Raw genomic sequence first — 12,971 nt, forward strand, 5'->3', positions numbered from 1 at the left:
CAAGAAAGCAAAAGCCCTGCCCGAGGCGAGCTACATGCTGTAGACCTGGTCGCCCTTGAGTACCTTGATGCCGTTTTCGGTCAGCACCCGGATGGCGTTTTCGGTGTTGTCGAAGCGGAAGATGATCACCGCGTTCTCTCCACAGCGCTCGACGAAGGCATACATGTACTCGACGTTGACCTGTGAGCGGTCGAGTACCTGCAGGATGCCGGCGAGGCCGAGGGGCCGGTCGGGAACCTCGACGGCGATGACTTCGGTCTTGTTGACGGTGAAACCGCGCTCTTTGAGTGTCGACTTGGCGAGGTCGGTCTTGTCCACGATCAGCCGCAGAATGCCGAAATCGGAGGTGTCGGCCAGGGACAGAGCCCGGATGTTGACCCCGGCTTCGCCAAGAACCTGGGTGACCTCGGCGAGGCGACCGGATTTATTTTCGATGAAAATGGAAATCTGCTCGACTTTCATGATTCCCCCTTTGGGCTGTTTTTTCCGGACTTACTTGTCCTTGCGGTGGTCGATGACCCGTTTGGCCTTGCCTTCGCTGCGGGTGATGGTCTTGGGCTCGACAAGCCGGACCTTGCAGGTGATGCCGAGCAGGTCCTTGATTTCACGGGCGATGCGCCGCGAAAGATCCTGCAGGACCTTGATCTCGTCCGAGAAAGTCTGCTCGTTGACCTCGACCTGCACCTCCAGGGTGTCGAGATTCTCCTCACGGTCGACCACCAACTGGTAATGGGGCTCGACGCCCTCGATATTGATCAGGACGCTCTCGATCTGCGAAGGGAAGACGTTGACCCCGCGGATGATCAGCATATCGTCGGTGCGCCCGCTCATGCGCTGCAGGCGCCGGTGGGTACGGCCGCAGACACAGGGCTCGGCCATGATCCGGGTGATGTCCCTGGTCCGGTAACGGATCATGGGAATCCCCTCCTTGGTGATAGTGGTGATCACCAGCTCGCCCAATTCACCGTCGGGCAGCACCTGGCCGGTCTCCGGGTTGATGATTTCGGGGATGAAGTGGTCCTCCCAGATGTGCAGCCCCTTCTGGGCCTCCCAGCATTCGATGGCCACGCCGGGGCCGAGAATCTCGGAAAGCCCGTAAATATCGATGGCCTTGATGTTGAGCTTTTCCTCGATCTCGCCGCGGATCTCTTCGGTCCAGGGCTCGGCGCCGAAAATGCCGATGCGCAGCTTCAGGTCGCGGATGTTCACCCCCTCCTCCGCGGCGGCCTCCGCCAGGTAGAGGCTGTAGGAGGGGGTACAGGTCAGCACCGTGGAGCCGAAGTCCTGCATGATCATGATCTGCTTTTTGGTGTTGCCGCCGGACATGGGGATGACCGAGGCGCCGAGTTTCTCCGCCCCGTAGTGGGCCCCGAGGCCCCCGGTAAACAGCCCGTAACCGTAGGCGTTATGAATGACGTCGCCCCGCCAAGCCCCGGCTGCGGCAAAGGAGCGGGCCATCAGCTCGGACCACATGTCGATGTCCCGCCGGGTGTAGCCGACCACCGTCGGCTTGCCGGTGGTGCCGCTGGAGGCGTGGATGCGCACGATCTGTTCCAAAGGGACGGCGAACAGGCCGTAGGGGTAGTTGTCCCGCATGTCCTGCTTGAGAGCGAAAGGGAAGCGGCGCAGGTCATCGAGAGACTTGACCATTTCGGGCGTAACCCCGGCCTTGCGGAAGCTCTCCCGGTAAAAAGGCACGGTGGCGTAGACCTTCTCCAGGGTCTGCTTGAGCCGTTTGAGCTGCAGGGCCTCGATAGCTTCGCGGGGAAGCGTTTCGAATTCGTCATTCCAGATCATGTTGAAATCCTGTTCGAGGTGCGGGGTTCGACGTTCGATGTCGGGGGCAACTCAAAACCTCGAACATCGTACGTCGAACGTTGTTTAAGCGTTGCGTCCAAGCTCGAAGGCCTTCAGGTTTTCATCGAGGAAGCGCTCGGGCACCATGTTGCGGATGGCCTGGAGCCAGACCCCTTCCTCGATATCCATCAACCTGGAGAGCGCGCCGATCAGCACCGTGTTGACGGTGCGCGGGTTGCCGGCCTCCAGGGCCAGGTCCATGCCGTGCACGACCTTGGTTTCGGGAAACCGCCCGGCGATCTTCGCCGGAATGTCCTGGGGATAGGGCTCCTTGCCCAGGGCGACCGACGGGGGGAGGATTTTCAGGTCATTGACCAGCACCCGCCCGCCGGGGCGAAGCATCGGCAGATAGCGGAAGGTCTCGAGCTGCTCGAAACCGAACAGGATGTCGGCCTTGCCCTCGGGAATGATCGGCGAATAGACCCTGGCGCCGTAGCGCACATGGGAGGTCACACTGCCGCCGCGCTGGGCCATGCCGTGAATCTCGCTCTTTTTCACGTCGTGGCCGGCAAGCATCAGCACTTCAGAAAGGATTTCACTGGCGAGCAGGATCCCCTGCCCCCCGACACCGGCGAGGAGAATATTTTTGATGCTATTCGACATGGCAGACTCCAAACGCTCCGAATTTACATACCTGCTCGCAGACTCCGCAGCCGACGCAGAGGTGCTTGTTCACATGGCACTTGCCCTTGGCGCCTTCCCGGTCCTGCCATTCGATGGCCGGACAGCCCAGCTTGAGGCAGGCCTTGCAGGCGGTGCATTTGTCCTCGTCCACGTAAAGCGGCGGCTTGATCTCCACGACATCCCGCTTGATCAACATGCAGGGGCGCCGGGTGATGATGACCGAAACCTCCGGCCGTGCCATTTCGCTGCGGATCAGTTCGCGGGTCTTGTCGATTTCGTAGGGGTCGATCACCTGCACGTGCTTGACCCCGACCGCGCGGCAGATCTGCTCCAGGTCGACTTCGTATGCCTCGCTGCCGGCCAGGGTGAAGCCGGAGGTTGGGTTCTCCTGGCGACCGGTCATGGCGGTGATGCGGTTGTCGAGGATGATGACCGTTGCCGCGGACTTGTTGTAGACCATGTCCATCAGCCCGGTGATCCCCGAGTGCAGGAAGGTGGAGTCGCCGATGACGGCTACCACCTTGCTGCGCTCCTCGGGCGGCAACACCCTGCTGATCCCCGTGGCGTTGCCGATGCTGGCGCCCATGCAGACGCAGGTATCCATGGCCGAGAGCGGCGGCAGGAAGCCGAGGGTGTAACAGCCGATGTCTCCGGTGACATAGGCCTTGAGCCGGTTGAGCCCGAGAAACACGCCGCGATGGGGACAACCGGGACACATGTTGGGCGGACGGTTGGGAATGACTTCGCCCGAATGCAGCGGCAGTTCCGCCTTGGCCCCCAGCAGCGACGCCTCGATCCGCCCCGGCGTCAACTCGCCGCAGATGGGCAGCTTGTCCTTGCCGAGCACCTCGATGCCCATGGCGCGGATCTGCTCCTCGAGAAACGGGTCGAGTTCTTCGATGACATAGACGGTTTTGAAGCGCGCCGCGAAATCCCGGATCAGCCCCTTGGGCAGGGGGTGCACCAGGCCCAGTTTGAGCACCGACGCCTCGGGAAAGACCTCCCTGGCATACTGATAGGCGACCCCTGCGGTGATGATACCGATCTCCCCGCTGCCTTCCTCGACGCGGTTGAACCCCTGGGTCGCTGACCATTCGGCCATATCCCGCAGTCGCTGCTCGACCATCGGGTGCCTTTTGCGGGCATTGGCGGGGAGCATGACCAGCTTGCCAGGGTCGCGCTCCAGGCGAGGCTCGGGCAGGCCCTGCACCGGTTCGCCGAGTTCCACGATCGACTTGGAGTGGGAGATGCGGGTAGTGGAGCGGATGAACACCGGGGTGTCGAACTTTTCGCTGGCTTCGAAGGCCAGCCGGGTGAAGTCGAGGGCCTCCTGGCTGTCGGCCGGCTCGAACATCGGCACTTTGGCGAACTTGGCGTAATTGCGGCTGTCCTGCTCGTTCTGCGAAGAATGCATTTCCGGATCGTCGGCGACGACGATGACCAGTCCGCCCCGCACCCCGGTATAGGAGAGGGTGAACAGCGGGTCGGCCATCACGTTGACCCCGACGTGCTTGGTGGTCACCAGGGCCCTGGCGCCGCCGAAAGACGCGCCGATGGCCACCTCCAGGGAAACTTTTTCGTTGGTCGCCCAGGAGGCATCGATCTCGGGGTATTTGATGACGTTTTCCAGAATCTCGGTGCTCGGCGTCCCGGGGTAAGCCGAAGCCAGCCGGACGCCTGCCTCGTGGGCGCCGCGGGCGAAAGCTTCATTGCCTGACAGAATGGCTTTTTTCATAGCGCTCCTTGAATGCTGAAACACCGCCAGCCCCCTGAAACGGATTGGCTGCGGTGGCGTGAGGGGCAAACGGGGTTTCTGAATATAGTCAAAAGGGGCTGGAATGTCAATTTTTACAGGCTATTGACCTTCCCCGCCGAGGGATAGCAACACCCCTTCGAGCAGGCCGAAATCGCTCACGATCGACTCCTGCCGGGCAAAGCGCTCGAGGAGGGCCTGAACGATCGCCAACCCGGGCATGATCAGGTCCCCCCTTCCCTCTTCCATGCCTGGCAGGCGCTCCCTTTCGGCGGGCTGCAGCGGATCCAGAAGTTGTTGCAGCTGCTGGAGCCGGGCGCGGCCGATGCGGTGATTGTTGACCCGGCGCCAGTCGTACTCTGCCATCTCCAGATCCAGGGCGGCGAGGGTGGTCACCGTTCCGGCGGTCCCGACCAGGGCCCAGTCGCGGGGAAAAACCATTCCGGCTGCGGCAAGAGAGGATTGGAGGTCGCCGATTACCGTGTGAATCAGGCTCCGCTGTTCCTCGGCGTCGGGCAACCGTTCGCATAACCGGACCACCCCCAGGGAGAAGCTCTGCCGGAAACGCACCCGCCCCGCCTCGACCAGGACGAACTCGGTGCTACCTCCGCCGATGTCGAAGACCAGGCTCGCGGCGGGTCGCGGCTCCAGGGCTGCGAACACCCCGGCGGCGCTGAGCAGGGCCTCCTCGGCCCCGCCAATGACCTCAATGCGCAGCCCGGTGCTCTGCTGGACCTGCCGGAGGAACGCGCCGGCGTTGACGGCGCGGCGCAGCGCCTCGGTTCCAACGGCCCTGATGCGGGTGACGCCGGATTCGCCCGCCAGCGCGGCAAACCTGCGCAAAGCAGAAAGGGTCCGCTCCATGGCAGCTGGAGCCAGACCCTCTTCCTCTGTAAAGCCGCCTGCAAGGCGGGTTATCTGCCGGTGGTAGGCGATGGGGACGGGGAGGCCCTGACGGACCTCCCCGAGCAGCAACCGCAGTGTGTTGGACCCTACGTCGATGGCGGCCAGCACCTATTTTTCCCCGACCACCGCCTGCGCCACGTTGAAGGTGTGGTCGCCGATCTTTTCGAAGTTGTGCAGCATGTCGATGAATATCAGCCCCGGCAGCACCGCGCACTCGCCGGTGTTCAGGCGGGCGATGTGGTTGTTGCGCGAGGATTCCTCGAGCAGATCGACGGTGTCCTCCAGGTGCCGCGCCTTTTCGAGGATGGTCCTGTCGACCCGTTCCATGGCGCTGACCACGAAAGCCAGGAATTCCCTGATCTTTTCGCCGATCTCCTCGATCTCGGACATGCCGATGTTGGAGTAGCTGATCTTCTGGCTTTTCTTGCGCTGGCCCAGTCGCCAGAGGTTTTCACAGTGATCGCCGACCCGCTCCAGGTCGTTGACCATGTGCATCATGGAGGCGATGTTCCTGGAGGTTTCCTGAGCGATGGACTTCTGCGAGAGCGCCACCAGAAAGTCGGTGATCTCTTTCTGAAGAAGGTCGACCAGTTCCTCCTTTTTTTCCAGGGGGGCGATGCGCTTTTCGTCCTCGTCCTTCAGGTAGAGCAGCGTTTCGTCCACCATTTCCATGGCAACTTGCGCCATCCGCTTGGTTTCGGCCCGGGCCTGACCGAGGGCGATGGGCGGGGTATTCAAGACCCGGTTGTCGATGAACTTGAGGTGAAATTCCATCTCCTCCTCCCGCCCGCGGATGATAATCGTCGCGAGCTTGGCCAAAACCCCAACCATGGGCAGGAAGATCAGCACATTGAGAATGTTGAACAGTGTGTGGGTGTTGGCGATATGCCTGGCAATGAAGGGTTTGTCCCCCATGGCAGCGCCGTAGGCCTGCATCTGCTGCGCGGTCTGGATCACCATGTCCGGGTTGCCCGGGGTGATGGAATCGATGAATTGCTTGAAGAAGGGAAACAGCACCAGCATGTAGGCGACGCCGAGGAAGTTGAACAGGAAGTGGGCGAAGGCGGTGCGCCGCGCGGCGAGGTTGGTGCCGATGGCGGCGAGGTTGGCGGTAATGGTGGTGCCGATGTTCTCGCCGAGAATCAGGGCGATACTGGCATCGAAGGTCACCAGGCCGCTGGTGGCCAGAGCCAGGGTAATGCCGATGGTAGCGCTGGAACTCTGGACGATGATGGTAAGAATCGCGCCGATGGCGACGCCGAGCAGGTGATGGTCGCCGACCAGCAGAAACAGGTCCTTGAAGGCCTGGCTCCCCTTGACGGGATCAAAGGCGTCTTTCATGATGGCGAGACCGAAGAACAGCATGCCGAAGCCGAGCATGATCTCGCCGACGTAGACCCACTTCTGCTTGCGCCCGAAGAGCTTGAAGGCGGCACCCAGACCGATGGCCGGCAGTGCGTACTTGGTGATCTTGAAGGCGATGAGCTGGGCGGTCACCGTGGTGCCGATGTTGGCGCCGAGGATGATGCCGATGGACTGCACCAGGGACATCAGGCCGGCGTTGACGAACCCGACCACCATGACCGTGGTGGCGCTGGAAGACTGGATGATGGCGGTAACGGCAATCCCGACCAGGGTACCGACGATCCGGTTGCTGGTCAGCGCCGCCAGGATTTTCCGCATCCTGTCGCCTGCGATCTTCTGCAGACCCTCCGACATGATCTTCATGCCGAAAAGGAAAAGGCCCAATCCGCCGACCAGGCCAAAGATCAATTTCTGGTTGAACAGAATGTCCAGCATTGTATTACCCCCGCTGCAGGAGTCCTGACGAACCCCTTGATTTATTGAGAATTCGGGTTGGAAAAAGCGGGGGCACTATACCTGATAGGTCATTTTTTTTCAATCGAAAAGGGCAATCTGAAATCCGCCGGACCAGCCAGGTCGGCACCGGGGAGATAGACCCTCATTTCGAAGGACTTCAGCGAGCCGAGTTCGGCCAGGAAATACACCGCCCCCGACACCTTGGCCCCGGGAATGATCGACTGCTGAGGCAGACCCTCGGTGCGGATGTCCTGGGGGTAGTTTTCGGCAAAATACGGCAGGGCGCTGTCAAAGGTATTGAAAAAGGTCCCCTTTTCCCTGTCTTCAAGATAGTAGTAACCGACATAGGGATAAGGGATCAGGTAGGCCGAATCCTTCTTGGCGATTTCGATCACCCGTTCGGGCGGCACCGCCCGGTATTGGGTGCCGTCCTGATCGATAAGCAAAAAGGAATCCAGGGGGATGCTGAGCGGTCCCTGGGTGAGATTTTCCACGGTCACCAGGAATGAGGTGAGGTTCTCCAGCGTATGGTAGGGGACGATTTCGAGATCCTGTACCCGCGCGGTGACCCGTACCCCTTTGTTGGTTTCTGAAATGGAGCCCGCCACCGGGTCCACCGTGGCTGTGGCCGTGGCTTTCGGCACGACCGCGAACCCGCACCCACTGAGCAGCATGCCCAGGGCCATCGCAGTGAAAAACAAACGCATGATCGGCATACTCCCCTCCTGATCCGGGAATGCCTAGCCCTTTTTTCCCAGGGACCAGAGCAGCATTTCCCGGTAGTCCTCGTTATTTTCCCGGATTCGTTGGCTGAAGACCCTGATGATGTTGCGCATCAGCTTCAGGCCGAGCTTAGGATTAGAATCACAAAGTTTTTCGAAATCGTCCTTTTTGATGCTGAGAAGCTGAGCGGTCTCGGCAACCCGCGCGGTTGCCGAGCGAGGGGCCCCGTCGAGAATGGCCATCTCCCCAAAGACGTCCTCAGGGCCAAGAATCACCAGGGTCTTCTCCTCACCTTCGGCGAGCATTTTGGAAATCTTGATGGCGCCTCGCTGCACCAGGTAGAGGGATTCGCCGGGCATGTTCTCGATGAAGACGGTCATCCCCTCGTCCATGCGTTTTTCGGAAAAAATCCCGGCAAGGGTGGAAATTTCGTCCTCGGCCATGTCCTTGAAGAGAAAACTCCCCTTCAGGTCGTCAAGCTTCACTTTTTTCATCGCTGCTGCCACTCGAGAATGGTCTGTCCAACCGGAATCGGCTGTACTTGCCAAATGTTATCATACAGGGCAATTTCCGCACGACGGCGCAGGGCAAGGTCGCGACCCTCAGCGCCGACACGGTCCACCGAGCCGCTCAGGTAGATCTCTACGGGAATTTGATGTCTGCCCCGCAAATAATCCTCCACCGCCCGGGCCCTCATTACCGCGATGGAAATATTCGAATTGGCTTCCCCTTCAGGGCTGGAAAAGCCTTCTATCCGCACCAGGGCCTTGTCCTTTGCCAGGGTCGAAAGCTCCTTGGCCGCCCGGTCGATGGCTGCACGCGCGGTGTCATCGAGACTGGCCGAGCCCATGGAAAAGGTCACCGTGGCCAGCACCTTGCGAGTCGCCAGCAACTGTTCGACCTCACCCGGCAGGCTCTGGTCTGCCGCCGCGGAGACAGCCATAAGGATCAACAGCGCACCGCAGACGGCCAGCAGATGCCTCATCAGTGACCTCCTTCCCTGGGCACGAGCACCAGGATTTCCAGTCGCCGGTTCTCGGCGCGCCCCTCCTCGGTGGCGTTGTCGGCGATCGGGGTACTTTCACCGAAGCCGCGAACGAAAATGCGGTTGGCGTCGAATCCATCCCTGGCCACCAGGTGGGTAGCGGCAGAGATGGCACGCTTGAGCGACAACCGATCATTGTACAGGTCTGAACCGACATTGTCGGTATGGCCATCGATCCTGAGGATCAGCCATTTGCCTTCCTGGCGTAGGTGATTCGCGATCAGCGAGAGGGTCTTCTTCCCTTCATCGGACAGCGACCACTGGTCGAAGCTGAAGGTCAGCTCAGGCAGGCGGAATTTGCGGTAAACCACGGTGCGGATCGGCTCTTCGGGAGCTTTAGTCGCCCCAACTTCCTGCGTGGCGGCAACGGGTGCTGCCGCACGAGATGCCGGCGCCGGTGAAACCTCCGGCGGGGCAATCGGGGCAACAGCCAGGGCCCCGCCCGCAGCCGCTTCGGGGATCACCAGTTTTTCCACCGGCATCACCACGACTTCCTCGGTGTTCGGTTCTATCGGGACCTCGAGTTTGGCCACCGGGGAGGTCTTGACCGCAGCGGTCGGGATCAGCGGCGTAAGGGTCCGGATTTTTACGATTTTAATGGGTTCGGATACGGCTTCCGGCTCTTCCGGGGCGGGTTCGATGATTTTGGGGATCGACCTGCGGTAAGTGCCGACACCCTGGCTGCCCGACAAACCAACCAGCACTCGCCAGTCGGGGCTCACATCGGAAAGCCCCATCCCCAACCCGAGGTTGACGGTCAGGTGGGGCGAGATGAAGTACTGGAAGCCCGCGGTGGCTTCGGTGGGCTTGCCTCCCCCGTCGACCCGCTCGGTAAGAGTCTCCAGTTCGGCAATCAGCCGCAGCCGCATGCTGGGGAAGAATTCCACGCCGCCGGCGAAAATGTACTGGTCCTCGAAATCGATATTGTCGGGATCTTCCGCTTTCACGTAGCCGGCATTGACATGAATTCCGAAACGTTCGAGGGGTTTATAGCTGCCGATCACTCTGCCCACCAGGTCGGTCAGGCCGTCGAAATCGGGCGAGTCCGAAAGGGTTCTGCGCACCTGGGCGTCCAGCGCCATTTTAAACAGCGATGAGCGTTTCCCCCAGACCCGAAACTTGGCGCCGATGTTGGCGTAGCCCCGGCCACTGTCCAGGTCGTCGTCATTGAAAAGCAGGTTAGGATAGGAACCGTAGACCTCCATGAAAGACCCGAGTCCCATGGTAAGGCTTACCGGGACGATGTTGGATTTGCCTTTTTCGGAAAAATTGCCCCACAGGCCAAGACCGATGTTCCCCGCGTTGAGCGTGTCCGCGGTGGGCTGGGAAAGCAGTCCGATATTGCCGAACTGAGTCGGGGTCAGGGCGTAGCTCGGTGTCGCACGGCCCAGGGACAGGGCCGCCAGCATCGCCAGAACCAGAATGCTTCGTCGCATGAAGGACCTTCCTGCCAGCTTGGTTGCTGGAATTGTATTCCATCGCACTGGAGCCGAAAACTGCATTTTCTCGCACTACTCCTGTTCCTGGGCCCGGTCGTTTCCGGGAAGATAGTCCTGCATGTAGCCCACATAGTTGGCAGCGGATCGTTTAAGATGACGGATTTCAGAATCGGTGAGAGGTCTTTTTACGGCGGCGGGAGCCCCCATGATCAGCGAACCCGGCGGAAAGCTCCTGCCGGGGGGAACCAGCGCCCCGGCGGCGACCATCGAATCTTCGCCGATTACCGCACCGTCGAGGACGCAGGCGGCCATGCCGATGAGGCAACGATCATTGACCGTACAGCCATGCAGGGTGACGTTATGGCCGATAGTGACCTCATCGCCGATCACTGTAGGATGGGTGTCTCTGGTGACATGGACCACGCTGCCGTCCTGGATGTTGGTTCGGGAGCCTATGCGAATTGAATTGACATCCCCGCGGATCACTACGTTGAACCAGATGCTCGAGTCGGCGCCTATAACGACGTCGCCGATTACCATGGCACTCTGCTCGACAAACGAGGATTCTGCGACCTCCGGGAAACGGCCGCGATGGGATCGCAACATTAAATCCACCCCCTGTATTCGCCATTTTGCCCGGGAACCGAAACCCTCCGGCCCCCGGACACTGGAATTACATAAACAATTTTTATGCCAAATAATGGCAGATCCGTTGTGGGGGTGTCAATGATTGAGAAAGTCCTGGGTGAGAGCGGTATCACAGCAGGCGCCGGCAGCCAGGGGGCCCCGTAAATACTGTCATGGCAAGGGAAAAACTCCGGGCGGTCACGAAACCGGGCACCTGTCAGAATTCCCCCTCCATCGCCAGGCCCGCCTCGCAGCATCCCTCCGGCAGGTGTTTGGACCGGCCTATTCGGGCATTTGCCAAAAACAAACCCGTTAAAACTGGCGTTTTAACGGGTTTGTCAAAAAAGCCCCGGCAGTTCTCTTTGGATCAGGAATCTACCCGCTCGCGAAGTTCTTTGCCGACCTTGAAAAAGGGGAGCTTTTTGGGCTTGACCCGGATAACTTCCCCGGTTTTGGGGTTGCGTCCCATGTAGGCCTTGTAGTGCTTGACGACAAAACTTCCGAAACCACGGATCTCTATGCGTCCGCCGCCTGCGAGCGTATCGGCCATCGAGTCGAAGATGATGTTGACGATCTCCTCCGATTTTTTGTAGGTCAGATCCTTACGGCTGGCAAGTGCTTCGATCAGTTCGGATTTGTTCATGTCGCCTCCCGGCATTTCCCTGAAGAAAGCTACCCTCGAGCATGCACCCCTCCGGCGCGATCGGAAAGCGTCGACGCCCGGATCCGTCAATCTTTAAATTAACTATACTGAGGGAAATCCAGCTGTCAACATATGAGGCGAGAATATTCAGCTACTTACCAGCCATCAGCCCTGTTGCTCGAGAAGGGTCTGTGCCTCGGTGCGAAGCACACCTGGAAGATCTGGGCTCGTCAGGGCTTTTTTCACCAAGGGCAGTCCTTCCTTTTTCCAGCCACGCGCCGTATAGGCCTGCCCGACCCGCAACAGCCAGCGGGGATTCTGTGGGTCCTCCCGCAGAGCCCGCTTGAAAGCCTCAAGAGCCTTATCCAGATTCTGCCCACGGCGCAGCCAGAACTCGGCGAGGTAAACGTTGCCGGCGCCTGCGCCGCAGCCTTTTCCGGAAATGCGCGACAGCAAGGCTTCCGCTTCGCTCAGCCGGTTCGACTTCTCCAGCAGCGAGGCGGCCAGCAGCAGGGTGTTGGGGTCGTTCCATCCGGCCCCAATGGCCTGAAGGGCATGCTCGAGACAGGCTTCCTGATTGCCGCGCCGGGCCGAAAGGTCAGCCAACGCCGCCTGGCAGAACCCTCCGGACTGCCCTTGGTCGAGCAGCTGCCGCAGGCGCGCCTCTGCCGACGCATCCCGTCCCGCCGTCAGTTCCAGGGTAATCAGGGTTTCCAGGACCAGCGGATGCCCGGGGTTGAGCTGCGCGGCGCGCTCCAGGTCACTGCAGGCCTGGTCCACCTGCCCCAGCCTGCCGAGCAGGGAACCTCGTTCGAAATAGAAAAGATCGTCCCGGTTGCCCATCGCAACCTGTTCAAAACGCTCCATGGCTTCGGGCTCGCGCCCCTCGTGCGCCAGTAGAAAGGCCTCAAGAAAAGTCCCGCTGAGTTCGTGGCAGCGTTCAGCCAACTCCTGGGGATAGGAGGCGAGAATCAGTTCGAGCCTGGTCTCGGTGTCGAGGTCATCCTGATCTTCCAGCTGCTCCTGGGTTGCGGAAGCCGGCCTGCAATCAGCACAGCTGCCATGGGCTGCAGGGCTGGCCGGAGGAGTCCTGACGGCAGCCGCGGCCGTTGTCGAGCCAAGTCGCTCCCGGGCCGCTGTCACCGCTGATTTCAGGGACTGACTGCGGGCCTGCTGCAGGGCCAGATCGAAATGCTCGGCCGCTCGGACCTGATCTCCGCCACGCAGGCAGGCCTCCCCTTCGCCAAGGTTGAGCTCAGCCAAACCGTCTCCGGCCTGTTCCAGCAAGCCTGCAAGCTCCTTGTTGCGCTCCTCGTCAAGCGCGGCGAGGTTCACCCCCTCCCCGATGGCCAGGGCATCCGCCCAGCGTTTCTGGTCCAGGGCGCGCCGCACCTGGGCGACTGGGTCGCCGCCGCCGAAAAGTCTTTTTAGAAAGCTCATGGGTTATCCAGGGGAAAAAGGCCAAATAAACGATCGCCGCGAGGAATCCGCGGCGCTTGCCAGTAAATCCTAGAATACAGAAGCCAGAAGTCA

The 12,971-nt window shown here is 60.6% G+C and carries 13 protein-coding genes; all 13 read right to left on the reverse strand.

The window, feature by feature from the left end; all coding sequences use genetic code 11:
• Positions 1–30 precede the first annotated feature (30 nt).
• Positions 31–462, reverse strand: a complete 432-nt coding sequence (locus DESUT3_RS10575) for an ACT domain-containing protein (protein ID WP_221248445.1) — start codon at positions 460–462, stop codon at positions 31–33.
• Between the two features lie 30 nt (positions 463–492).
• The gene (locus DESUT3_RS10580; protein WP_221248446.1) at positions 493–1,797 is read right to left on the reverse strand and encodes a phenylacetate--CoA ligase family protein; all 1,305 of its coding nucleotides are present in this window, start codon (positions 1,795–1,797) and stop codon (positions 493–495) included.
• Positions 1,798–1,881: 84 nt separating this feature from the next.
• A complete protein-coding gene (locus tag DESUT3_RS10585) occupies positions 1,882–2,460 on the reverse strand; it encodes an indolepyruvate oxidoreductase subunit beta (RefSeq protein WP_221248447.1) in 579 nt (192 codons plus the stop codon).
• Complete coding sequence (gene iorA / locus DESUT3_RS10590; protein ID WP_221248448.1) at positions 2,450–4,216, reverse strand: indolepyruvate ferredoxin oxidoreductase subunit alpha; 1,767 nt, start codon at positions 4,214–4,216, stop codon at positions 2,450–2,452. The genes DESUT3_RS10585 and iorA overlap by 11 nt, the downstream gene beginning before the upstream one ends.
• Positions 4,217–4,336: 120 nt before the next feature.
• Positions 4,337–5,248, reverse strand: coding sequence for a Ppx/GppA phosphatase family protein (locus DESUT3_RS10595; RefSeq protein WP_221248449.1), 912 nt, complete (start codon positions 5,246–5,248; stop codon positions 4,337–4,339).
• Positions 5,249–6,940 carry a Na/Pi cotransporter family protein gene (locus DESUT3_RS10600; protein WP_221248450.1) on the reverse strand — a complete coding sequence of 564 codons (1,692 nt, stop codon included), beginning with the start codon at positions 6,938–6,940 and terminating at the stop codon, positions 5,249–5,251.
• Positions 6,941–7,029: 89 nt separating this feature from the next.
• Positions 7,030–7,677 (reverse strand): hypothetical protein, encoded by a 648-nt coding sequence (locus tag DESUT3_RS10605; RefSeq protein ID WP_221248451.1) that lies wholly within the window; start codon positions 7,675–7,677, stop codon positions 7,030–7,032.
• Positions 7,678–7,701: 24 nt separating this feature from the next.
• Positions 7,702–8,178: a Crp/Fnr family transcriptional regulator gene (locus tag DESUT3_RS10610; protein WP_221248452.1), complete on the reverse strand. Its 477-nt coding sequence runs from the start codon at positions 8,176–8,178 to the stop codon at positions 7,702–7,704.
• A complete protein-coding gene (locus tag DESUT3_RS10615) occupies positions 8,175–8,669 on the reverse strand; it encodes an OmpA family protein (RefSeq protein ID WP_221248453.1) in 495 nt (164 codons plus the stop codon). Before DESUT3_RS10615 ends, DESUT3_RS10610 begins: the two co-directional genes overlap by 4 nt.
• Positions 8,669–10,165 (reverse strand): OmpA family protein, encoded by a 1,497-nt coding sequence (locus DESUT3_RS10620; protein ID WP_221248454.1) that lies wholly within the window; start codon positions 10,163–10,165, stop codon positions 8,669–8,671. The genes DESUT3_RS10615 and DESUT3_RS10620 overlap by 1 nt, the downstream gene beginning before the upstream one ends.
• A gap of 75 nt (positions 10,166–10,240) precedes the next feature.
• Positions 10,241–10,774 carry a gamma carbonic anhydrase family protein gene (locus DESUT3_RS10625; RefSeq protein ID WP_221248455.1) on the reverse strand — a complete coding sequence of 178 codons (534 nt, stop codon included), beginning with the start codon at positions 10,772–10,774 and terminating at the stop codon, positions 10,241–10,243.
• A 388-nt stretch (positions 10,775–11,162) separates the two neighbouring features.
• The gene (locus DESUT3_RS10630) at positions 11,163–11,438 is read right to left on the reverse strand and encodes an HU family DNA-binding protein (RefSeq protein WP_221248456.1); all 276 of its coding nucleotides are present in this window, start codon (positions 11,436–11,438) and stop codon (positions 11,163–11,165) included.
• Positions 11,439–11,603: 165 nt separating this feature from the next.
• Positions 11,604–12,878, reverse strand: a complete 1,275-nt coding sequence (locus tag DESUT3_RS10635; RefSeq protein WP_221248457.1) for a tetratricopeptide repeat protein — start codon at positions 12,876–12,878, stop codon at positions 11,604–11,606.
• Positions 12,879–12,971: the final 93 nt, after the last annotated feature.

Origin of the sequence: Desulfuromonas versatilis (assembly GCF_019704135.1) — a bacterium.
Lineage (GTDB): Bacteria > Desulfobacterota > Desulfuromonadia > Desulfuromonadales > NIT-T3 > Desulfuromonas_A > Desulfuromonas_A versatilis.